Origin of the sequence: Microvirga sp. 2MCAF35 (genome assembly GCF_052115545.1) — a bacterium.
Lineage (GTDB): Bacteria > Pseudomonadota > Alphaproteobacteria > Rhizobiales > Beijerinckiaceae > Microvirga.
In genome coordinates this window covers 61,307-83,972 of record NZ_JBFRGW010000018.1, presented here as the reverse complement: position 1 = coordinate 83,972, position 22,666 = coordinate 61,307, and the positions used below count along the sequence as shown (strand labels likewise).

General features: G+C 62.5%; 21 protein-coding genes and 1 tRNA gene. 2 read left to right on the top strand and 20 right to left on the bottom strand.

The window, feature by feature from the left end:
* Positions 1-1,276: 1,276 nt before the first annotated feature.
* The 8 genes from AB4097_RS11425 to AB4097_RS11390 all read right to left on the bottom strand — a co-directional run bounded on the left by AB4097_RS11425 (position 1,277) and on the right by AB4097_RS11390 (position 7,369).
* Entirely contained in the window at positions 1,277-1,456 is a 180-nt protein-coding gene (locus AB4097_RS11425) for a hypothetical protein (protein WP_442039538.1), read from the bottom strand.
* Between the two features lie 48 nt (positions 1,457-1,504).
* Positions 1,505-2,137, bottom strand: coding sequence for an acyl-homoserine-lactone synthase (locus AB4097_RS11420; protein WP_442039536.1), 633 nt, complete (start codon positions 2,135-2,137; stop codon positions 1,505-1,507).
* Positions 2,138-2,210: 73 nt separating this feature from the next.
* Positions 2,211-2,939 carry a helix-turn-helix transcriptional regulator gene (locus AB4097_RS11415; RefSeq protein WP_442039534.1) on the bottom strand — a complete coding sequence of 243 codons (729 nt, stop codon included), beginning with the start codon at positions 2,937-2,939 and terminating at the stop codon, positions 2,211-2,213.
* A 236-nt stretch (positions 2,940-3,175) separates the two neighbouring features.
* Positions 3,176-3,523 carry a RidA family protein gene (locus AB4097_RS11410; protein WP_442039532.1) on the bottom strand — a complete coding sequence of 116 codons (348 nt, stop codon included), beginning with the start codon at positions 3,521-3,523 and terminating at the stop codon, positions 3,176-3,178.
* Positions 3,524-3,538: 15 nt separating this feature from the next.
* Complete coding sequence (locus tag AB4097_RS11405; RefSeq protein WP_442039530.1) at positions 3,539-5,050, bottom strand: FAD-dependent oxidoreductase; 1,512 nt, start codon at positions 5,048-5,050, stop codon at positions 3,539-3,541.
* Entirely contained in the window at positions 5,047-5,355 is a 309-nt protein-coding gene (locus tag AB4097_RS11400) for a (2Fe-2S)-binding protein (RefSeq protein WP_442039528.1), read from the bottom strand. The genes AB4097_RS11405 and AB4097_RS11400 overlap by 4 nt, the downstream gene beginning before the upstream one ends.
* Entirely contained in the window at positions 5,336-6,469 is a 1,134-nt protein-coding gene (locus AB4097_RS11395; protein ID WP_442039526.1) for an NAD(P)/FAD-dependent oxidoreductase, read from the bottom strand. Before AB4097_RS11395 ends, AB4097_RS11400 begins: the two co-directional genes overlap by 20 nt.
* Positions 6,470-6,523: 54 nt before the next feature.
* Positions 6,524-7,369: a lysine/arginine/ornithine ABC transporter substrate-binding protein gene (locus AB4097_RS11390; RefSeq protein WP_442039524.1), complete on the bottom strand. Its 846-nt coding sequence runs from the start codon at positions 7,367-7,369 to the stop codon at positions 6,524-6,526.
* 138 nt (positions 7,370-7,507) lie between these two features.
* Between AB4097_RS11390 and AB4097_RS11385 the strand changes: the two genes are divergently transcribed.
* A complete protein-coding gene (locus AB4097_RS11385; RefSeq protein WP_442039522.1) occupies positions 7,508-8,416 on the top strand; it encodes a LysR family transcriptional regulator in 909 nt (302 codons plus the stop codon).
* Positions 8,417-8,428: 12 nt separating this feature from the next.
* On the opposite strand, the gene AB4097_RS11380 is transcribed toward AB4097_RS11385, so the two are convergent.
* The 3 genes from AB4097_RS11380 to AB4097_RS11370 are packed head-to-tail and all read right to left on the bottom strand — an operon-like array spanning position 8,429 to position 12,468.
* Positions 8,429-9,511, bottom strand: a complete 1,083-nt coding sequence (locus AB4097_RS11380; protein ID WP_442039520.1) for a tartrate dehydrogenase — start codon at positions 9,509-9,511, stop codon at positions 8,429-8,431.
* A 41-nt stretch (positions 9,512-9,552) separates the two neighbouring features.
* The gene (locus AB4097_RS11375; RefSeq protein WP_442039518.1) at positions 9,553-10,716 is read right to left on the bottom strand and encodes a mandelate racemase/muconate lactonizing enzyme family protein; all 1,164 of its coding nucleotides are present in this window, start codon (positions 10,714-10,716) and stop codon (positions 9,553-9,555) included.
* Between the two features lie 45 nt (positions 10,717-10,761).
* The gene (locus tag AB4097_RS11370; protein WP_442039516.1) at positions 10,762-12,468 is read right to left on the bottom strand and encodes an IlvD/Edd family dehydratase; all 1,707 of its coding nucleotides are present in this window, start codon (positions 12,466-12,468) and stop codon (positions 10,762-10,764) included.
* A 66-nt stretch (positions 12,469-12,534) separates the two neighbouring features.
* Between AB4097_RS11370 and AB4097_RS11365 the strand changes: the two genes are divergently transcribed.
* Positions 12,535-13,212 (top strand): GntR family transcriptional regulator, encoded by a 678-nt coding sequence (locus AB4097_RS11365; protein ID WP_442039514.1) that lies wholly within the window; start codon positions 12,535-12,537, stop codon positions 13,210-13,212.
* Between the two features lie 42 nt (positions 13,213-13,254).
* Here AB4097_RS11365 and AB4097_RS11360 read toward each other — a convergent pair whose 3' ends face one another.
* From AB4097_RS11360 to AB4097_RS11320, 9 genes are all read right to left on the bottom strand, one after another.
* A complete protein-coding gene (locus AB4097_RS11360) occupies positions 13,255-14,055 on the bottom strand; it encodes an MBL fold metallo-hydrolase (protein ID WP_442039512.1) in 801 nt (266 codons plus the stop codon).
* Positions 14,052-14,861 (bottom strand): TatD family hydrolase, encoded by an 810-nt coding sequence (locus tag AB4097_RS11355; RefSeq protein ID WP_442039510.1) that lies wholly within the window; start codon positions 14,859-14,861, stop codon positions 14,052-14,054. The genes AB4097_RS11360 and AB4097_RS11355 overlap by 4 nt, the downstream gene beginning before the upstream one ends.
* 67 nt (positions 14,862-14,928) lie before the next feature.
* Entirely contained in the window at positions 14,929-16,260 is a 1,332-nt protein-coding gene (locus tag AB4097_RS11350) for a family 1 glycosylhydrolase (protein WP_442039509.1), read from the bottom strand.
* 47 nt (positions 16,261-16,307) lie between these two features.
* Positions 16,308-17,858, bottom strand: coding sequence for a methionine--tRNA ligase (metG, locus tag AB4097_RS11345; RefSeq protein ID WP_442039508.1), 1,551 nt, complete (start codon positions 17,856-17,858; stop codon positions 16,308-16,310).
* 61 nt (positions 17,859-17,919) lie between these two features.
* Positions 17,920-18,984: a DNA polymerase III subunit delta' gene (locus tag AB4097_RS11340; protein WP_442039507.1), complete on the bottom strand. Its 1,065-nt coding sequence runs from the start codon at positions 18,982-18,984 to the stop codon at positions 17,920-17,922.
* Entirely contained in the window at positions 18,974-19,648 is a 675-nt protein-coding gene (gene tmk, locus AB4097_RS11335; RefSeq protein WP_442039506.1) for a dTMP kinase, read from the bottom strand. The genes AB4097_RS11340 and tmk overlap by 11 nt, the downstream gene beginning before the upstream one ends.
* The gene (locus tag AB4097_RS11330) at positions 19,648-20,859 is read right to left on the bottom strand and encodes a D-alanyl-D-alanine carboxypeptidase family protein (protein ID WP_442039504.1); all 1,212 of its coding nucleotides are present in this window, start codon (positions 20,857-20,859) and stop codon (positions 19,648-19,650) included. Before AB4097_RS11330 ends, tmk begins: the two co-directional genes overlap by 1 nt.
* Before the next feature lie 177 nt (positions 20,860-21,036).
* A complete protein-coding gene (locus AB4097_RS11325) occupies positions 21,037-22,050 on the bottom strand; it encodes a septal ring lytic transglycosylase RlpA family protein (RefSeq protein ID WP_442039502.1) in 1,014 nt (337 codons plus the stop codon).
* Between the two features lie 472 nt (positions 22,051-22,522).
* Positions 22,523-22,612 (bottom strand) — tRNA-Ser (locus AB4097_RS11320).
* Positions 22,613-22,666 lie beyond the last annotated feature (54 nt).

The window sequence follows — 22,666 nt, the reverse complement described above, 5'->3', positions numbered from 1 at the left end:
CCGGGAGCACTGGAGGAGTTTGCGCCAGCGTCTGGAGAGAGGCCGCCGCGCGCGAACCCTGCGCACCCGCTTTCGACACGATCCCGCTGCCTACCTGGCGGCTCTCGAACAGCAGGTCTGCCAGCTAGCTTTGCCGTCCTAGAAAAAAAACGCCGAACAAACCAGCGAGTATCAGGATTATCCCTGTGGTGTGTGACGGTGCAGTCGCCGACGCGTTCTGTTGATCCCGCTCAAGATATCACGCTCGGGTGCCGCGCTTCCGGGATCTCCGAGTGACGTCTCCGGATCGCAGATGGCGTGCCCGTCCCAGCGGACAGGCACAATCATGCTGGAGCAGGGCAGGGGTTGCATCGCATCGAAGCCGTCGCTCATTGCGCTCTCATGGGTCAATAACTCGCGCGGATCCCCCTGGTCGCAACCTCAAAGCCACAACCGGAATATTGCCCGCCTGCCGTCGGATCGCTCGTGAACCCCAACGAGGCAAAGGATCTAATCGTGAGCGGAATATTCGGCGAAGCGAATTCGGGGAGCCGGAATCCCAAACCCTGCGGCTGGCCGGAGCCGGCTTATGGACGCGGGCCCGACAAGGTGCGCCATGGACAAATCCTCGTACAGTCCGAGCTCTTGCCCTTGAGAGCTGTAGATGAACGGGTCGATCGTCTTGTGCGACAGCCGTTCACACGTCCCGGACGTTGGGAGGTAACCGCCCAACTTTGAGGCAATCCAAAGAGTGGACCGCCTGTACCGTTTTGCGAGAGTTTTTGCCCGGCCGTCGACGTCTGTTCCTCGCTTTTGCGTCGGTCGCCATATGGAATCAGCCGGGCTATAACGACCTTCATCCTGAACCTCGTTCAGCTTGATCTTGCGATGGATCGGCGATGATGCCGCCTCAGGCGGCTGGCGCTTGTAAAGATCGGGCTCTTGGCCGCGTGCAGCTGTCTCGTGCCGCTGACCCGGACTTAGGTGAACGCAGGGAAGGGCCATCCAGCCTTAGGGTAAAAACCCATTCTCACGAATCTCATGCCTCAATTGGGAACCGCCGGCATTAGCGTGTAATTCGCATAAGATATATTATGGAACTATAGACTTGGTTGAGCCAGGAGAGGCTTGGTGAAGCTCTCGGCATTACGTTCCAACAGGTTCAGGAATATGAGAATGGGACGAACCGCGTCGGGGCCGGACACGGCTCCAACGGATTCGGCCTTCATGAAGATACAAAGCCCGGCTTCGCGCCGGGCTTTGCTGCATCTCGTCACAGCTATGGCCGATGGCACGGCTACTCCGTCCCTGGATCGGGATTGCTGAAACTCGCCAAAATATCCTCGCCCCATCCGATCCCATCGGGTAGCTTCGCTATCGCATCGATCGCTTCCTTCAGGCCCGGAACGGACCGGATCTGCGTCTCGCTCAGCTTGCGTCCAAGATCGACGCCATGTGCCCAAAAGGTCAGGATCATCAATTCCTGCTTTGTCGTGAGTTCGTCATTCTCTCTGCTCATAGCCCTCTACCCCGCCAACCGATGAGGGATTCGCTCTGGTTCAACAAGGACACGCTGGGTATTGCCGCGCATGTCTTGCAGACGAGCCAGAGTCCGATGGTCGAAGGATGCAATAACCGCAACCACATCCTCGTTGCCGAGGGTCTGCGGCAAACCAAGAGGCATCGTGCGGAAGTGCAGCTGCACAAGGCGGAGCAACCATAGAGGATTCATCTGAATGATGATCGAGCCGACCCCACTCTCCAGCCCCCATTCGACAATCCCTGACAGCAAGGCGTTGGCGACCGGGCTCAGGGTTCGCCCTCGCTCACGGTGAGCTGGCTCGACACAGTACCGGGTCCATTCCCAGATGTGTTCACCGACCGGACGCTCAATCTCGCACAGCTGAGGCATCACGTCCGAGAGCAAATGCGGTTGCGTCGTCGGGAGCATGCGCTGGTAGCCGAGGACCTGGCCGGCCTCGATGTAAAGCATGTGGATTGCATGTTCATTGTCGAACTGATCGATCTCCCGGCCGTCCGGTCTCTCAAGATCTGTCCATTTTTTTTCCTCTACGAAGACCCGATGCCGAAGCCGGTAGGCCTGCTCCATCGCATCACGGAACAGGTGCTGGTTCTCTGGTGTAACGATGTGGATCATGTGCCCTCTCTTGTTTTGGCGAGGGCATTTAATCAGCGCCTTGAGGGCGCAACAGTACGCGATGCCGTACTGTCTATTTGATGAGCCTGAGCCGTATTGCTTCCGCAACGGCATGGGTACGGGTTCGGGTTCCAAGCTTTTCGCGCGCCGAGCGCATGTGCTTGTCGACTCCATGTTCGGAGATGCCCATCCGCTCACCGATTTCCCATTCCGACTTGCCCTCTGCGGCCCACTGCAGGGTTTCGCGCTCGCGCGGTGTCAGGGTGATCGTGGATCGGTCCTCCTCTCGCAGGAGGATGGAGCGGCCAAGCGCATAGGTTGCCAAGAGGGTGAGCACCCCTCTGTCCTCGGGCGAGATCTCAAGGCGTTCACCTGCTATCGAGAACCCGGCAACATCGCCGTCGAGGGTGGTCAGAGGAATTGTGAATCCCTGTCGGAGCTTGAAATCTCCAGCCTCATCCATGACACGCCATGCATAGGTGTCGCTCCGGCAAATCGGCTCCAGTTCGCTCCACAGGAAAGACGCTGGGCTCGTTTGGACCGAGCGGATGGTGGGATCGCGAAAGATGTAGCCGTGGGAGAAGTAGCGCAGGCTCCAATCCTTAGGCCAATGATCGAGCACCACGCTTGAGACCTGCTGCTGCCGGCTGGTTCCAGGCCCTGGAATGATCCCGGCCAGGACATATTCCGCACCGAACTGGCTGACCGAGGCGAGGAGCATTTCGCAGACCTCGGCAGGGCTCCTCGCTCCATCAAGATTGCGAATGAACTCTACGGTCTTCTCGAACACATTGCGTGTCATTGTTCAGCCTCGTTAGCTGAACATTGTTTCATTGTCGCTGAATCGTCAATCTGCCTGGGAGCGTTACGGATCTCGATCTCCGATACTCGGCGAGTCAGATCGCATATTCCCTAGCGGCACAGTCTGTTGCGCCTCCTGGACGGTCACCCTTATGCGAACTCTCGCCTTCCGATCCTATCGCGCCGACCTCGGGATATCAGTTCCAAGTCTGAGAAGTCGGCGCGATTTGCGGTCGTTCAGTTCACTGCAGCGGTCAACGTGATTTCGACCAGGGTATCCTCGCCCAGGTCTGCCACGCCAACAGTCGCGCGCGCCGGGAAATGTTCCGGCGGGAGCCACCTCTTCCAGGCCTGGTCCATCTCGGGCTTGCGGTTGAGATCCGTGAGGAAGACGGTTGCCGACAGCAAGCGGGTTTTGTCCGTGCCTGCGGCTTTGAGATATTCATCGAATTTCGCGAGAATCTGCTCGGTCTGACCTTCGAGGCCGGCCGACATGTCGTCGGCGACCGTTCCGCCGACGAACACGAATCCATTATGAACCACGACGCGGTGCATGATGGGCGTTTGAATATGTCGTTCAGTCACTTCGTGTTTCCTTGATTATTTTGGCTTGGAGTGATGCGTGTTGGCCAGATCGGCCAGAACGGCAACTTTGGCGGCATCCGATTGCGGCAGGCCGGCAAGTTCGCGCAGTTTCAGGGGTTTGATCGGAAAACGCAGCCGGTAATAGTCGACCTTGCCGGGGCTGACGCTGCGTTCATCCGCAATGAGTTCCGTCACCGTCAGCCCGCAGAGCCGGCCCTGGCACGGGCCCATCCCGGACCGGAGAAAGACCTTCATCTGATTGGGACCGACGGCTCCCGCGCGCACGGATGCCCGAATCTGACCCGCGGAGACTTCCTCGCAACGGCAGACGATGGTCTTAGGGTCCGGTGGGATCCTGAACGATCGGGACGGGCGGTACAGGACATCGAGAAAGCCCCGCCCCTGCGTGACCTTCCTGAGCTGCGCCTTCAGCCGCGCAGCTCTTTGGTCCCGGTCCTCACCATTGACGAGCCCGAGCCGCGACGCGCAGCCAAGTCCTGCCAGCGAACCCTGAAGAGCGGCCGCTTCGGCGCCCTGGATTCCCGCGCCATCTCCCGCGATGGCAATCCCGGGAACGGATGTCTCATACCAAGTGTCGACCTGCGGCCGAAACGCCAGCTGCGTCTCGTCCCACTCGTGTTTGCAGCCGGTTGCGTTGGAGAAGTTGATATTGGGAACCACGCCCTGATGAAGCAGGAGAAGATCCGCAGGCATGCGGTGCTCCTGTCCATCGGCGGTCCACACGACCTCCTTCAGCTCTCCTTTGCCGTCTGCCGACAGAGCCGAGACCCATCGAACCACCTTCGTGCGGCGCTGCACCGTCCGCAGGAGCCTCAGTCCCTTGGCGACATAACCCGAGGCCAGGAAGGCCGGCAGATGGCGCGCGGCCTTCAGCCAGTTGCTCTTGGGTGTCGTGTCGAGAACCGCGGAAACCGTTGCGCCGGCCTCGACCAGTTGAGCGGCCAGCAGGTAGAGAAGGGGCCCTGTTCCGGCAATGACCACCCTGCCCTCCGGGATGAGCCCGGACGTTTTCAGGGCAATCTGGGCGGCGCCGGCGGTCATGACGCCGGGCAAGGTCCATCCGGGAATCGGAAATGACCGCTCGAGTGCCCCGGTTGCGAGCACGATCTGCCTAGCACGGATCAGGCGGGCTGCTCCACCTCCCGACACACCGACTTCGTGGCCGATGATGCGGCCTCCTTCATCATGGGCCGGCCCGATGCTCCACGCCGTCGTCGCCGGAGCATAGTGAGCGCCGGAACGCAGGAACGCCTCGGCAATCTCGCGCCCCCGCCAGTAATCCTCTCCCATGCGCTGGCGATCAGCCTCGCGAGCAAGAAGGACCGACCTGTAGATCTGGCCGCCGGGCGTCCGGTTCTCGTCGATGAGAAGGGTTCGCGCTCCAAGGTCCGAAACCGTCTTGGCCGCGGAAAGTCCAGCGGGTCCGCCGCCGATGACGACGACGTCGTAGGCCTCGGCGAGATCGTTGATCGGGCAGGCCGCTTCATCTCCCGTGATAGATGTCATCGGGTCGGCTCCGATTGCAGGGCGTGGGCGCCATGCTGGGTTTCGACCCTCATTCCGTCTCGCACCTGGACAAGGCACCCTTGCCTATTGCCCACGCCATCGATCCTGACGAGACACTCGAAGCAGACGCCCATCATGCAATAAGGACCTCGCACTGCGCCGGACACAGGCGTCGTGCGGCAGGCCCGGATACCCGCCGCGAGGAGCGCGGCGGCGACGCTGTCCTCCGCCGAGGCGGTGATGGACCTGCCGTCGAAAGTGAAAGTAACCTGATCCCCGTCGCGATCAGGCGCCCGCCGAAACATGGAACCTCCTGGTCGAAAAGACTGCCAATTCGCCGGGGAGCGCCCCTGCGGACATAGCCTCCGCCAGATCGTAGGCATGCTGGGGGGCCAGAGTGACGCCGGAATGGGCCATCGCCATGAAGGCGCCGGGATAGGCCGGCGATTGTTCGTAGACCGGAGCGCCATCCAGCGTCATGACCCGGAACGCGGCCCAGGTCCTGACGACATTCAGCTCCGCCAGCTGGGGAAACATTCTGACGGCCCTATCGGCCATCACAGATGAAATACCGTGATCTGTTACGAGGTTGGCGCCGTTCGCCTCCTCACTGTCGCCGATCATGACGCCGCCCTCGTCGGTCTGGCGAACGGTCACGACCGGGTAACGGAGGAAAGGAGCGGCTTTTTCAGTCACGATGATCTGGCCTCGGCTCGATTTCATGGGAGCGTCCAGACCCACCATCGGGGCCAATCGGGCGTTTCCCAGGCCGGCGGCGAGAACAACCTTGGGCGCCCTCACCTCCCCCCAGGATCCTTTGAGCAAGAAGGCGCCGCCATGTGGCTCGATCGTTTCGACAGCATGGTCCGCGCGGTAGTCGATGCCGCGAGCCGTGAAGGCGGCATGCAGAGCACGAAAAAGGCGGAGGGAGTTCACGTGCCCGTCCAAGGGGCAGTAGATCGATCCGGTCACCTCGGGGCCTATTGCGGGAAGCCGCGCCTTCGTCTGCGCATGATCGAGAACTTCATAGGGGTGCGCCACCGCGCCGGGCTGGTCATGCAACCGCTTGAGCGCATCCACATTGGCCTGCAGCTCTCGGTCCGACAGGCAAAGGGTGAAGCCACCGGGCTGGTCGAGGTACACATCGATACCGGTATCGGCGTTCAGCTCCGCGGCCAGCCGAGGCCACGCGGCAGCGGCGGCTTTCGTCCAAGCCGTGTAGGCAGGAAACCCCAGTCCTTTTCCCTGAACCCAGACGAGGGCGAAATTGGCCCGCGACGCGCGAAGCGCGATGTCGCCCTCGTCCAGCACGCAGACCCGTAATCCCTGGCGTGCGAGGCCCCAGGCCAGGCACGAGCCCATGAGGCCGCCCCCGATGACGACAAAGTCGGCCTCGGCATGTTTTCGATTGACTGCCATTCCTGATATCCGAAGCCGCGTGGCGCCAGACGCGCCACGCGGGCCTGAAGCATCTCAGCTCTGAGGCGTGATGTTGGTCTTGAACCACTTCATCGACAGCTTCTGGATCGTGCCATCCTTGATGGCGCCCTGAATCGCCTCGTCGAAGCTCTTCTTGAGATCGCCCTCGTCCTTGCGCAGGCCCACGGCGATGCCGGCGCCGAGAAGGCCGCCCGTCAGCGAGGGACCGGCCACGGCATAATCCTTGAAATCGGGCTTCTCGAGCGTGCCGATCACCTGGGCGGCTCCGGCGAAGACGGCATCGATGCGCCCGGCCGCGAGATCGAGGTCGTGCTGCTCCGTGGTCTTGTACTCGCGGATCTCGGCCGTGCCCTTCAGGTACTTGTCGGCGAAATTGGCCTGGATCGTCGAAGTCTGGACGCCGATGGACTTGCCCTTCAGCAGCGGCTTGAGGTCCTCGATGGCCTTCTCGGCGGCGGCCTGCTGGGTCGTGAGGTTGAAGGACTGACCGGTGCCCGGAAGCTTCGCCAAGGGCGAGTCCTTAGCCGCCAGGAAGACGCTCGGCGTATCCGCATACGGAATCGAGAAGGCGATCACCTCTTTGCGCTTATCGGTGATCGTCATGCCGGCCATGATGGCATCGTACTTCTTGGCCGTCAGCGCCGGGATGATGCCGTCCCAATCCTGGGCGACGATCTCGCACTTCACCTTCATGCGGGCGCAGAGGTCGTTGGCGAGGTCGATCTCGAAGCCTTCGAGCTTGCCGCCGGGTCCTGTGAAGTTCCACGGCGCGTAGGCGCCTTCCGTGGCGATCTTGACGGTCTTTTCCTGAGCGGCCGCCCCGCCGACTGCAACCAGCACGCCGAGGGCTGCAGCCCCCATGACTCCCAATGTATTCATGTTCTCTATCCCTCATGGAATTCTTGAGGTCGATCAGCCGCGTGCACCTTGGCTGCCCCAGATCCTCTACGTGGAACAATCGACATGCCTTTCCATAAGGTCAAATGAGAATTACTTATTCGAGCATACGTAAATGTTATGCTCCAGGTTGACCCGGTGGATATCAGCTCCCGTCAAATCGAAGCTTTTCGCATGGTGATGCTCACGGGGAGCATCACGGCTGCCTCAGAAGCGCTGTTCGTGACGCAGCCCGCCGTCAGCCGGCTCGTCCAGGGTCTCGAGGAGGCAACGGGTCTCACGCTTTTCAAAAGGCGCGGGAACCATATCGTCCCGACGCCGGAAGCGACCGCGTTCCTGGCCGAGGTGGAACGATCGTTCGTGGGATTGTCGAGGATCGGTGCCTTCGCACAGGCGCTCCGTGCCCAGATTGCCGGCACTCTTCGGATCGCCGCGATGCCGGCTCTGGCCGGCAGTATCCTGACCCGGTTCGCCGCGCGCTTTTCCACACATCGGCCAGACGTCCATATCTCCATCAGCGGGATCCCGTCCCATCTCGTGACGGACGCGGTCGCAAGCGGGCAGGCCAATTTCGGATACGCGGACGGTCCCCTGGACCGGGTCGGGCTGGAAATCGAAACCGTTCCTGTCGCAGCGGTTGCCATCATGCCGCGAAGCCATCGCCTCGCCCAGCATGATCGCATCACGCCGGCAGATCTCGACGGCGAACGTTTCGTCGGGATCGGCCGAGGAACGCTCTTCCGGTCGAGGATCGATACGGCTCTCGCGGGGATTCCCCGAACGATCTCACTCGAAACGCCCTTGTCGCATATCGCCTGCCTCCTGGTTGCGGAAGGTGGGGGCGTCAGCCTCGTCGATCCCTATTCGGCGGCGGAGTTCCTCGACAAGGGAATCGTTGCGAAACCATTTGCGCCGTTCATCGATGCCGGGTTCGTGGCGCTGCGCGCTCCCCAGCACTCCGTCTCTGCCTTGGCCGGCACGTTCATGCGGGAGTTTCGCGAGCATGTGGACGGCTGGTCGCTGCCCTAACCGGTCCTCCCATCAGCTCACGGCATCAGCCACTGCTTTGCCGATGGTTTCCGTGGCGGCATTTCCGCCCAGGTCGCGTGTCCGCAGGGTACGCTCGCTCAAGACGTCTTCGATGGCGCGAACGATTGCTGCCGCCGCCTCCGCTTCGCCTAAGTGCTCCAGCATCATCGCGCCGGACCAGATTTGACCGATGGGATTCGCGATCCCCTGCCCTGCGATGTCGGGCGCGGACCCGTGGACAGGCTCGAACAGGGACGGGAAGGTCCGGTCCGGATTGATGTTGCCCGACGGCGCAATGCCGATCGTTCCCGTGCAGGCAGGGCCCAGATCGGACAGGATGTCGCCGAACAGGTTCGAGGCGACGACCACGTCGAACCAGTCCGGGTGAAGCACGAAATGGGCCGTGAGAATGTCGATGTGGTACTTGTCCCATTTCACATCCGGGTACTTCCCGGCCATCTCCTCCACACGTTCGTCCCAATAAGGCATGGTGATCGAAATGCCGTTCGATTTCGTCGCGGAGGTCAGGTGCTTCTTGGGCCGTTTCTGCGCCAATTCGAACGCGAACCGAAGGACCCGGTCGACGCCGATGCGCGTCATCACGGTCTCCTGGATGACCACCTCCCGGTCGGTTCCGGGGAACATCTTGCCGCCCACGGAGGAATACTCGCCCTCGGTGTTCTCGCGCACGACCCAGAAATCGATGTCGCCAGGCTTGCGATTGGCGAGCGGCGTCGGCACGCCCGGCATCAGGCGCACGGGCCGCAGGTTGATGTACTGGTCGAATTCGCGCCTAAACTGCAGAAGCGAGCCCCAGAGCGAGACATGGTCCGGAATCTTCTCCGGCCAGCCGACGGCGCCGAAGAAGATGGCCTCGTGCGAGCCGATCCGCTCCTTCCAATCCTCCGGCAGCATACGGCCATGCTTGGCGTAGTAGTCGTAAGAGGAGAAGTCGAAGTGATCGAGCTGGAGATCGAAGCCGAATTTTTTGGCGGCGGCCTCCAGAACCCGCACGCCTTCAGGTGTCGTTTCCTTGCCGATTCCATCACCCGGAATGACCGCCAGCCGGTACCGCTTCTTGTGTTCAGATGACATGGTAGCCCTTGCTCTTCTTTATCCGAGGATGAACCGACCGGTCACTCCGCCAGCTCGCGCATGACCTTGATGAGATCCGACTTGCCTTCGAATCCGATGCCGGGCAGCTCTGGCATGACAATGTGGCCGTTCTCCACGCGCACGCTGTCCGGGAAGCCGCCATATGGCTGGAACAGGTCCGGATAACTCTCGTTGCCGCCGAGCCCCAGACCCGCCGCGATGTTGAGCGACATCTGGTGCCCACCATGCGGAATGCAGCGGGAGGGCGACCAGCCGAACTGCGCCAGCACGTCGAGGGTGCGCAGGTATTCCACGAGTCCGTAGGCCAAGGCGCAGTCGAACTGCAGCCAGTCGCGATCCGGCCGCATGCCGCCATGGCGCAGGAGGTTTCGGGCATCCTGGTGCGAGAACAGGTTCTCGCCGGTCGCCATCGGGCCCGGATAGAACTCGGAAAGCGCGGCCTGGAGGGAGTAATCGAGGGGATCGCCCGCCTCCTCGTACCAGAACAGGGGATAGTTGCGCAGCATCTTGGCATAGCCGATGGCAGTCTCGAGGTCGAAACGCCCGTTCGCGTCGACGGCGAGCTGCGCCTGTGAGCCGATCTCGGCAAGCACCGCCTCGATCCGGCGTTGGTCCTCCGCAATGGAGGCACCGCCGATCTTCATCTTCACGACATTGTAGCCGCGATCGAGGTAGCTGCGCATCTCCGCCCGCAGGGCGCTGTCGTCCTTGCCAGGGTAATAATAGCCGCCCGCGGCATAGACGAAGACTCTCGGATCGGCCTCGCGGCCCTGGCGTTCCGCCAGCAGGCGGAACAGCGGCTTGCCGGCGATTTTCGCCGTGGCGTCCCAGATCGCCATGTCGAGGGTGCCCACGGCGACTGAGCGTTCGCCATGGCCGCCGGGCTTCTCGTTCCTCATCATCGTGGCCCAGATCCTGTGCGGATCCAGGTTGCTGCCGCTGTCGTCGATGAGACTCTCAGGGCTGGCCTCCAGGATCCGGTCACGGAAGCGCTCGCGGATGAGGCCGCCCTGCCCGTAACGGCCGTTTGAGTTGAACCCGTAGCCGACGACGCGGCGACCGTCGCGCACCACGTCGGTCACGACGGCGACAAGGCTCGTCGTCATCTTCGAGAAGTCGATATAGGCGTTGCGGATCGGAGAGGCGATCGGCTGGGTGATCTCGCGGACGTCGATGATGCGCATGAGAAACCTCGTTCAGGTGCGGCTTTGGCGGGAGTGCAAGCGCCGTCAGCAGAAATCGAAATCGCAGCCCTCGTCGGCCTGCAGGACGCTCTTCAGGTAAAGGCCGCGATATCCACGGCTCTCCTCGGCGAGATGGCGCGGCGGCTGCCATCCTTCAGCGCGGCGCTCCAGTTCATCTTCGTCCACGAGGAGTTCGATGCGACGCTCGGGAACGTCAAGCCGGATCATATCGCCGCTCCGCACGAGGCCAAGGGGGCCGCCGGTCGCCGACTCTGGCGCGATGTGAAGGACGATCGTGCCGAACGCGGTGCCGCTCATGCGTGCGTCGGAGATTCGGACCATGTCGGTCACGCCCGCCTGGGCAAGCTTCTTCGGGATCGGCAGGTACCCCGCCTCCGGCATGCCGGGGGCTCCTTTCGGTCCCGCATTGCGCAGGACGAGGATGTCCTCCGCCGTCACATCGAGGTCCGGATCGTCGATGCGGGTCACGAGATCCTCGACCGATTCGAACACGACCGCGCGGCCGATATGCTGCAGAAGCCCGGGCGAAGCCGCCGAGTGCTTGATCACCGCCCCCAGGGGAGCGAGGTTCCCGCGCAGGACTGCCATCGCACCGGTTGTCTTGAGAGGATTGTCCAGGCTCCGGATCACCGTCTGTCCGGGCACGTGCTCGGCGCGATCGGCAACGGCCCGGAGGGTCTCACCAGTAACCGTCACGGCGTCCAGATCGAGATGGTCGCGCAATTCATGCAGCAGGCGGGGCATGCCACCGGCCCAGTGAAAATGCTCCATGTACTTGGTGCCGGAGGGCTTCAGATCCACGAGGACGGAAACATCGCGACCGATCCGGTCGAACTCCTCCAGGTCGATCCTGAGACCGCGACGGCGCGCAATCGCCGCGAGATGAACCAGGCCGTTGGTCGAGCCGCCGATCGCCTGCAGCACCACCATGGCGTTGCGGAAGGCGGCCTCAGTCAATAGCTCGCTCGGGCGCGTTCCGCGCGTTGCCAGCGACACGGCTTCGCGTCCGCTCGCCTCGGCGGCCCGGATCCGATCCGCATGGGTCGCCGGGATCGTGCCGGTGCCTGGCAGGGCGATACCGAGAGCTTCGACGAGACAGCCCATGGTGCTCGCCGTGCCCATGACCATGCATGTGCCCTGGGTCGGAGCAAGCCGTCCGCTGACGACCTCCACCTCGTACTGATCCATGGCGCCGGCCCGGTGCTGACCCCACAGGCGGCGGCAATCGGTGCAGGCTCCCAGCATCTCGCCCTTGTGATGGCCGACCAGCATAGGTCCCGTGATCAGCTGGATTGCCGGCACATCGGCACTCGCGGCCGCCATGAGCTGCGCCGGCACGGTCTTGTCGCACCCCCCGATCAGCACCACCGCATCCATCGGCTGGGCGCGGATCATCTCCTCCGTCTCCATGGCCATGAGGTTGCGCAGGAACATGCTGGTCGGACTGGCGAAGGATTCGTGGATGGAGATCGTGGGGAACTCCATCGGGAGCCCGCCTGCCAGCATCACGCCACGCTTCACCGCCTCGATCAGCTGAGGCACGTTGCCGTGGCACGGGTTGAAGTCGCTGAACGTGTTGGTGATCCCGACGATGGGCCGCTCCAGGGCATCGTCCGAGAACCCGGCCGCCTTGATGAAGACCTTGCGCAGGAACAGGGAGAATCCGGGGTCGCCGTAGCTGGTGAGATTGCGGCGCAAACCGAACGGGGGAGGCTTGGGATCATCGCTCATGACGAGCGATCATTGATGTGTTACCAAGATTGTCAACAATAATGTTGATCGTAGGTTGTTATCGGTATGGATGGTGCGGAGAGGCAGGCTTCGGCAGCCCGGGCGAGACACGTAGCGCAGGCCCTTGAGGAGGACATCGTCCTCGGATGGCTGCAGCCGCGGGAAAGATTGATCGAGGAGGACATCGCCGCCCGGTTCGAGGTCAAACGGCACGTGGTGCGCGAGGCCATTGCCGAACTCGAACGGATGGGTTTGGTCGAGCGCGTTCAGAATAAAGGCGCGACGGTTCGCATGCTGAGCCCGACCGATGTCCGTCAGATCTATTTCGTCCGCGAGGCCCTGGAGACGCTGGCCGCGCAGCAGATCCCCCTGCCCCCCGGACCGGAAACGCTCGCCGTCCTCACAGAAATTCACGAGCAGCATTCCGCCGCCGTGGACCGGTGGGATTCCAGGGCGGCATTCCGGACGAACATCGCCTTCCACAATGCGCTCTTCGGTGCCTGCGGCAACCCGCATCTGATCGAGCTCATCCGCAACCTTGCCCAGAAGGCCCATGGCGTGCGCTCCTACACGGCGGCGGATCCTGAGCAACTTTCCAGGGCGAAGGACGACCACTGGGCGATGATCGAAGCCCTCAGATCATCCGACCGCGAGAAACTGGTTCAACTGTGCCGCGACCATCTCAAGCCCTCTCGAGACGCTTACATCGCGTCCCTGGAGCAACGCTTCGGCCGGGCTGTCTGAGGCCTGCGCCTCGCGGCGTGAGGTTCAGGGTTTGGGTGCCCTTCAGGGAGCCTCGATCTGCAGCCCGTCATAGGCCGGTTCGACATGCTGCGGGAGCTTGCGGCGCAGAGTCTCGTAGTCGAGGTCCGTATGCAGGTTCGTCAGGATGGCATGCTTGGGTCTGACCCTGTCGATCAGCTCCAAGGCTTCCGATACGGAAAAATGAGTCGGATGCGGCGTGTAGCGCAAGGCATCCAGGATCAGGACATCCAAGCCCTCCAGGACCGGCAGGCTCTCTTCCGGCATGCGGCTCACGTCCGGCGCGTAGGCGATCTTGCCGAACCGGAAGCCCATGGCATCGATGTCGCCGTGGACCATCCTGAACGGCAGTGCCTCGATGGTGCCGCCGGCGCCTGGAACGGCCGTCATCGTGCCGGCCTGTAGATGGCGCATTTTCAGGATCGGGGGATAGCTGCTGCCGGCCGGCGTATCGAAGCAGTAGCCGAACCGCATCTGGAGCAGCTCGGACGTCATCCGGTCCGCGTAGACCGGGATCCGCTGGCGCTGGACGAGGGCAAGCGGACGCAGATCGTCGATCCCATGGATATGGTCCGCGTGCTCATGGGTCACGAGAACGGCATCGAGATGCCGGACTTCGGCTCCAAGGAGCTGGTCGCGCAGGTCCGGTCCGGCATCGACCAGGACAGTTGTCTTCGCCCCACCAAGGTCGGTTTTCTCGACCAGGATCGAGCAGCGGCGCCGGCGGTTCCTGGGGTTCGACGGATCGCAGGCGCCCCAGCCGACGCCCACGCGCGGCACGCCCGCCGAAGACCCGCAGCCGAGAATCGTGATTTTCAGGCTCATGATGCGAGCGCCTGCCCCTTCACCGCGTCGGCGGCGGCTGCCTTGGAAAACAGGCGGTAGAAATTGGCCGTCGTCAGTCGGGCAATCTCCTGATCGCTTACTCCAACAACCTCCCCGAGCACATGGGCCGTATGCGCCACGAAGGCCGGCTCGTTGGTCTTTCCGCGATGAGGCACGGGAGCGAGATAGGGCGCATCCGTCTCGACCAGCAGGCGCTCGTGGGGAACAGCCGCCGCGATGCGGCGGATCTCCTCCGAGTTTCGAAAGGTCAGAATGCCCGAGAACGAGACGTACAGGCCAAGTTCGACGCCGACTTGAGCCAGCTTCTCGCCGGACGAGAAGCAGTGGAGCACCGCATCGAAACGCCCCCGAGCCATCTCCTCGGACAGGATCCGGATCATGTCCTCGTCGGCATTGCGGGCATGGATGACCAGGGGCAATCCGGTTGCCCTTGCGGCCTCGATATGGGTGCGGAAGACCCGCTGCTGCACGTCGCGCGGGCTCTTGTCGTAGTGATAGTCGAGACCGGCCTCGCCGATGGCGATGCAGCGTGGATGGCCGGAGAGCTCAGCCAGTCGCTCGGCCGACACATCCGGTTCATCGGCGGCATTGTGCGGGTGGGTGCCGACGGAGCAGAAAACGCGTTCATGCGCCTCGGCCAGGGCTCGATAGGTATCGAAGCGTGCCACGTGTGTCGAAATCGTCACCATGCGCCCTACCCCGGCCGCAGCGGCTGCTGCCAGGACCTCGGGGAGGCGTGTCTGGAAGTCCGGGTAGTCCAGGTGGCAATGGCTGTCGACCAACATGGGTAAGGGTGCCCTCCTCTGCGGCGGCTCGCCGCCCAGGCTGCATAATGCTGTTCAGCCCGTCCGTCTACCGACGGGCGCCCTGGGCCGTCGCCACCGGTTCGTCGTCCTCCTTCGCTTCCTTGTGCAGCATCTTGCGCATCCGATCCTGATGTCTGCGGAGGGGAGCCTCATCGTGATCCTGCGGGCGAACGACCGGCACGGTCAGGCATACGCTTTGGGCCGGAAGCACGTCGCACCAATCGTGAATCAGCTTCTTGTACCGGCGTCCGACAGGCCGGATGTTCCGGTCGAGGTCGTAGAGGCCGACAGGCGTCACGCGGTTGTTCTCCTCCCGGAGGGCCGTGTCCCAATCCATCTGGTCGGTGAGCGAATACCAGGTAAAGCCGACGATTGGGACGCCGGTGTTGCGAACCCTCAGGACGTTGGCCCACTGTTTCCAGAGCCAATTGACCGCCTCGTCCCCATTGGGGCCCTGCATGAGGTTCGTCTCGGTATGCATCACGGGCAGGCGGTATCGATCGTAATATTGCCGGGTAATCTCGTCGTAACCGAAAACATCGCCGGCTGCTTCGGTGGTGCCGTCCTCCCGAACCCGGTGCTCATTGGTCACGTAGTAGTCGTTCCCCATGATGCAGTGGTGGCGCAGGGACGAACGGCTGAGGAAGAAGTGGTACTCGTCCCGGCTCATCCCGCTGTCCATGAGGAACTCATACATTTCCGAGTCGACCCGTCGTCCATAGTTCAGGTCGAGGGACAGGAAGCGCCGGGCGTTCAGGACCTCGGCCGGCTTGATGGCGAAGGGATTTTCCGCGTGGAAATATTCGGACGACTCGCTCTGGATGAAGAGGGCGTCCGGCCGAACCTTGAGTATACGTTCCATAGCTAGAACATTGGCCTTCACGATGTGCTTAAGGGCGGTCACGAACGCCTGGTCACTGGTCAGCTGCTCGTTCCACCAGCCATAGGCTGCAGAGAACTCGGCGCAGATGAACATCTCATTGATGGGAGTGTAGAGCTGAACCCAGGGAAAGCGACGTGCGAAGTCTTCCGCATAAGATGCGAACAGAGCTGGGAAATCTGGGTTCTGGAAATTGCCGATCCAATCGGGCACGCCGAAATGGCAAAGATCGACGATGGGGATGATGTCCCGGCGCTGGAGTTCGCCGAAGGTCATGTCCGCGAAGGTCCAATCGTACCGTCCCGGACCGATGAAGGTCTTGTGGAGCGGCGGGCCGTAGCGGAGGACCTGGATGTCGAGATCCTCCAGGAGTTCGAAATCCGTTCGCCAATGGGTATAATGCCCGCACTTCTCCATCTGATCGATGCGGGTGCGGCCATTGTTGATGGTCGGGATGCTGTTCTCGATCCCGGTCGCAAACATGAAGGTGGTATACATCTTCGGCTTCCGCTGAAGGCTCCGGAGAGCCCGTCAAAGCGGAAGCGTCAGGATGCTTCCGCCTCGATATAACGCGGGAAAATCGGCGCAGGTTGCGGAAGGGCGGTTCCAGCTGTCAGGCGATGCTCCGGTCCAACTGCCGCAAGCACCCTGCCCTCCGGCGTAATTGCCAGCAGATCGAGCAGCTTGGCGGCCGCATTCGGCACGAAAGGCTGGGCTAGGATTCCCACCGCACGCAAAACTTCGGCCGTCACGTACAGCACCGTGTTCATGCGTGCCGGGTCGCTCTTGCGCAGCACCCAGGGCTCCTGGGAGGCGAAATAGCGATTGGCCTCCGCCACCACGGCCCAGATCTCGGCCAGTGTCGTATGAACGGCGAAGTCCTTCATGGCCGCCCTTGTCTTTCCGGGCAAGGCATCGGCCAGCCAGAGCATGTCCTGGTCGGCCTGGGTGAACTCGCCTGGCTGCGGTACGGCAGCGTCGCAGTTCTTTCCAATCATCGACAGGGAGCGCTGGGCGAGGTTGCCGAGATCGTTCGCCAGATCCGCGTTGATGCGGTTGACTATGGCCTCGTGGGAGTAGTTCCCGTCCTGGCCGAAGGGCACTTCCCGCATGAAGAAGTAGCGGATCTGGTCGACTCCGTAGGTATCGGCGAGATCGAACGGATCGACCACGTTGCCGACTGACTTCGACATCTTCTCGCCCTTGTTGAGCAGGAACCCATGCCCGAAGACGCGCTTCGGCAGAGGCAGCTCGGCCGACATAAGGAAGGCGGGCCAGTAGACCGTATGGAAGCGTACGATGTCCTTGCCGATGATGTGCACGTCCGCCGGCCAATAGTGCCACCGCGGATCGTTCTCGTTCGGGAAGCCGCAGCCGGTCATGTAATTGTTGAGGGCGTCGATCCACACATACATGACGTGCTTGGGGTCGCCGGGCACCGGCAGACCCCAATTGAAGGTCGTCCGGCTGATCGAGAGGTCCTGCAGGCCGGAGCGCACGAAGCTCGTGATCTCGTTGCGGCGGGTTTCCGGGCTGATGAAATCCGGGTTGGCTTCGTAATGAGCGAGGAGCCGATCCTGATAAGCGGAGAGACGGAAGAAGTAGCTCTCCTCCTCGATCCAATCGACCGGCGTTCCGGTCGGCGCGCGCCAGCTGCCGTCGGGCTGCTTCGTCAGCTCGCTCTCGTCGTAATAGGCCTCGTCACGGACCGAGTACCAGCCGGAATACTTGGAGAGATAGATATCCCCCCTCTCCTGCATCCGGCGCCACAGTTCCTGGGTCGAGGGCAGATGGTCGGCGTCGGTCGTGCGGATGAATCGGTCATAGGAGCAGTCGAGCCGGTCGGCCATGGCCTTAAACTTCACCGCCATCTCATCGACGAAGGCCTTGGGAGTCGTGCCGTTCTTGTCCGCCGTCTGCTGGATCTTAAGGCCGTGCTCGTCGGTGCCGGTCATGAAGAAAACGTCATAGCCGTCGATGCGCTTGAACCGTGCGATCGCGTCGGAGGCGACGACCTCGTAGGCATGGCCGATATGGGGCGCCCCATTCGGGTACGAAATAGCCGTGGTGATGTAGAATTTCTGTTTGTCGGCCATGTCGAATCCTAAACCGTCGAATCCTAAGTCCTGAAAGCGAAACCCTTCGGACGACGAGGCTTCAAGCCGCCCGCCGAACCGCGTCGGCGAGATCGTCGAACATCGTCAGGATGAAGGGCCGGCGGTCGAGGTTGAACACATCGATCTCGCGCGCCGAACGGCCGATCTTGTCACATACCTCCACCAAAGGCGCAAGGCGGCTTGCCCCCAGGCCAGCCCGCTCGTGGAGCCGTTCGGAGACCCAGCGCTGCACGGTTTCAAGGGTCAGCTCGTAGCTGTCGTCCGCATCGCGCTTGGATAGAGCTTCTGCAAGGGCAAGAATCTGCTTGGTATCGGCTTTCGGCAGTCCGTTCAGGATCCGGGTCACCTGATCGATGAAGGCCACCTTGTCCACATCGAGGAGCTCCAAGGTGCGCCGGACCGAACCCTCTCCGTAGCGGAGCGCCTGATCCACCACGTCCTGTGGGATATCGGTCCAGGGAGCCCCCAGGGAACCGATTGCCGCCTTTATGTCATGGTCCTCAAGAGGACGAAGCAGGAGCCGGCGGCAGCGCGACCGGATGGTGGGGAGAACCCGCTGGGGGGCGTGGCTGACGATCAGGAACAACGAACGCGGCGGCGGCTCCTCGATGACCTTGAGCAGCGCATTGGCGCTCGAAACGGTCAGGTCCTCGGCGCTGTCGACGATGCAGACCCTATAGCCACCATCGGCGGCGGTCGAGCCGAACATGCCGAGTGCCCGGCGCACCGCATCGACCGGAATCGTAGCAGACGGCCCCTTCTTGTCCGTGGCCGGAGCTCGCCTCAGAACGGAAAGATTAGGGTGCGAGAGCACCGCCACCTGACGCGCCACATGGGAACCGGGCGGAACGTCCAGGTTTGAGATCGCTCGGTCGTTTGACCTTTGGGGATCGAGAACCGCACGGGCCACGCGATAGGCCAGGGTGGCCTTGCCGATCCCCTGGGCGCCGCCGATCAGCCAGGCGTGGTGGAGACGACCGTTGCGCAGCCCCTCCAGGAAAGCCTCCTCGCCTTCCCGGTGGCCGAAGAACGCGAACTGCTCCCGGGGGTGGGGTGCATTGTCGAGCTGATCCGGCTCCGCAACGCCCTGCTCGTCACGCGACATCGAGGGGCCTCACCGCATGTTCGGTCACCTGCGGAAGTCGCTCCTGCACAGCAGCCCAGATGGCCGTCTCGACCTCGTCTGGGTCCTGGTCCGCGTTGATTACCGCGCATCGTTTCGGCTCAGCCTGGGCGATGGACAAGTAGGCCTGCCGCAGGGACTGGTGGAAGGAGATATCCTCTTCCTCGAAGCGATCCGCCCCCTCACCTTTTCCCGCCTGCCGGGCGCCGGCCCGGGCCAGCCCGGTTTCGGCAGGAAGGTCGAGGATCAGGGTGAGATCGGGCTTTACGCCCTGCAGGGTCACCGTCTCGAGCTGGTCGATCAGGTCCTTGTCGATGTTTCCAAGGGAGCCCTGGTAAGCCCGCGTCGAATCCGCGAAGCGATCGCAGAGAACGTGGGTCCCGCTTTTGAGCGCGGGCTTGATGGTCTTGTCCAGGTGGTCGATCCGGGCCGCGGCAAACAGGAGAGCTTCCGCCAGAGACCCCAGGTGCTTGGCCCGGCCGCCGAGGATGAAGGCGCGGATCTCCTCGGCGTGCGGCGAGCCGCCAGGCTCACGGGTCACGAGGACCGGCTGGGCGAGACGCTCCAGCCGGGTCTTGAGCCTTTGGATCTGGGTCGACTTGCCGGCGCCCTCCCCACCTTCGAACGTAATGAAGCAGCCAGCCATCAAATGCCTTCGATCACGCTCGTGAAAGCGCGGCGGACCCATCCCGTGCTGAATTCCAGCAGTCCATCCAGGGCCCGCTGGCTCAGCGTCCCTTCCTGGATGTCCTCATCGGCATAGAGCGGCATGTCGAGCGCCTGCATGTCCCCGCGGTTGACTTGGAGCCGGGCCACCTCCGCCCCCTTCTGGACAGGGGCCTTCAGCGGGCCGGTGTAGACGATGCGGGCGGTGACCCGCTCGCTCTCTCCACGAGGCACAAGTACACGAACAGGCTTCTTGGACACAAGCGGCAGCGAACGCTTGTTCCCGCCGAAAACCAGAGCCTCGCCAACCACCTGCCCTTCGGCGAAGAGTTGCTGGGTCTCGAAGGCCCGGAAGCCCCAGTCCAGAAGCTTGCGGGCCTCGTTGGCGCGGTCCTTGGCCGTCTTGAGGCCATTTACGACGACGATCAGGCGCTGGTCGTTCTGGACGGCCGAGCCCATCAGGCCAAAGCCGGATTCGTCGATATTGCCGGTTTTCAGGCCATCCGCGCCGATATCCATGAACAGAAGCGGGTTGCGGTTCTGCTGGCGGATCTTGTTCCAGGTGAATTCCCGCTCGCCGAAGATCTTGTACAGGTCCGGGTAGGTCTCGATGAGGTGAAGGGCGAGCTTCGCCAGGTCGCGCACGGTGACCTTCTGCTCGGGATGGCCATAGCCCGTGGCGTTGCGGAATGTCGATTGCGTCAGGCCGATCTGCTTGGCCCGTTCGTTCATCATGCGGGCGAAATTGTCTTCGGTTCCGGCAACACCTTCGGCGATGGCGATGGCCGCATCGTTGCCCGACTGGACGACGAGACCGCGAATGAGATCCTCCAACCGGACCGGGGTATTCACCTTGGCGAACATGGACGAACCGCCCGAACCACCGCCGCCTTTGCGCCAGGCGTTCTCCGAGATCATGAACTCGCTATCGAAATTCAGGCGCCCGTTCTTGATCTCGTTGAAAACCACCTCGGCCGTCATGGTCTTGGCCATGCTGGCAGGGGCCGTCAGCTCATCGGCGTTCTTCTCGAAAAGAACCGCATGGCTTCCTGCGTCCATCAGAATGGCCGTGGGCGCCGAGGTCTGAAAATTCTGCGCATGCGCCGCTTGCGGCCACGCGAACGAAAAAGAGACAGCGCTCCACACAAATCCAATCGCCGCCACGGCTCGGGCGGCTTTAACATGACGCATCGTCAGCTTCTCCAGGCTCTCCCCTAGGAGACCCCGAATCTGTGGCGCGTCAACAACAAATCAACCGGCTGCTACGCTAGGCCTCGAACCCGATCGGGAGTGTGCTCTTTGGGGTGCAATCCGGAGTGCAGGCCCTATAAAGAAGCAACCTTGGATCGGGCCGTGAGGAGCTGGCTTCTAACGGAGAACGAACTTCGAGGGATCGGCCATATTGGAGGCGTTGCCCCTCTGGAAACCGGAGCGAGCATCGTCAGCCGGCGTTCCGTAAAGGCTCGCCACCACGGGACGCGAGGCGGGAACCGTTCCTGGAGCCACGGAGCTGATCCGGGCAACCGGGTTTGCCGCACCGGGAATCGTGCCGAGGTCGAACGGACGCTCGGGCGGAAGCGGGACGTTGCTGGCAACGGCGCCGGAGCCGGCCGCCTGCGACGGGCGCGCCGGTGCCGCGTAAACGCCGTCGTCAGGCTCGTAGGTGCGCAGCGCGATGGCCTGACGCGGAGCATTGGTCTGGGGTTCGGCCCGGGCGATCATCGTCGGTGCCGAGCCGGTCAGGGATGCGGGCGTCCCGTCGGTCCTCAGGCTCGCCAGGAGAATACGATCGTCACTGCCGTTGGTGGACGCACGGCCGACGTAATCGACCCGCACACGAGCCGTTCCCGACTGGCGGAATCCAAGGGCGGCAGCGGCGCGCTCGGACACGTCGATCACCCGGTTGCCGTGGAACGGACCTCGATCGTTCACGCGGACGATCATCGAATGGCCGTTCTGCAGATTCGTCACGCGCGCATAGCTCGGGAGCGGCATGGTGGTGTGCGCGGCGGCGACCGAATCCCGGTCGAACACTTCGCCATTGGCCGTCATCCGGCCATGGAAGTTGGATCCATACCAGGATGCCAGGCCTTCGCTGGAGCGCGGCGTCTCGTTGGGAACATAGGTGCGGCCAGCCACCGTGTAGGGCTTGCCGACCATCTCGCGGCCGCCGCCCTTGGGAACAGGCTGGCCGTCGGCGACCACTTTCGGGCTCGGAGCGACGCCATATTTGGGATCGATGCCGCCACGGACATTGGAGGAGCAATTGGCTGCCGTCAGGGCGATTGCAGTCACACCTGCGATGCGGAGGAGAGTCCACTGATTGAAGGAAGAGGCATTCCCCTTCAGGTCGGTCGTCACTTCTGCGCGATTAGAAGGCATGTGGTCTCGCATCCAATATCCGCACCGTGCATGGCAGAGCCAGGGATAGCCTGAGCATCGAGCCAAAGTGCTTTCGGGTCCTTAAAGGAAAGTTAAATAGCCGCGCTTGTCAATGGCAAAGCTGCAGTTAGCATAATAATATATCAAAATTAAAATTTGTGATTTTTGCCAGCAGGATAGAGGCCAATGCTGCAATTTCACTTTAGGGTAAGGGCGTCGTGTACCCCTCTGCTCGTTGCTGCGGCAAAGGACGACAAAAAGGCGGCAGTTCGAGGTCAATATCAAATATCCCTTTTCTACCAGTGTCTTATCCTACACTGGCCGCCGGAAGGATCTTTTCCGGTTGTCAGGTCGCGGCGAAATCGACCTGGAGTTAGCTTTGAGCTCAGCTCACAGCCCCATTTGAGTTGTCTTGGTTAATGAAACGGTCCCGTTCCAGAAATGCGGGACGCAGGGAACGAGAACCAGGAGATGGCGGAGGGGGTGGGATTCGAACCCACGGTGGGCTTGCACCCACGGCGGTTTTCAAGACCGCTGCCTTAAACCACTCGGCCACCCCTCCAGAAGCGGCAAACATCGCTCGGACGCTCGATCTTCTCTAAGGCCGCCGGCCGCG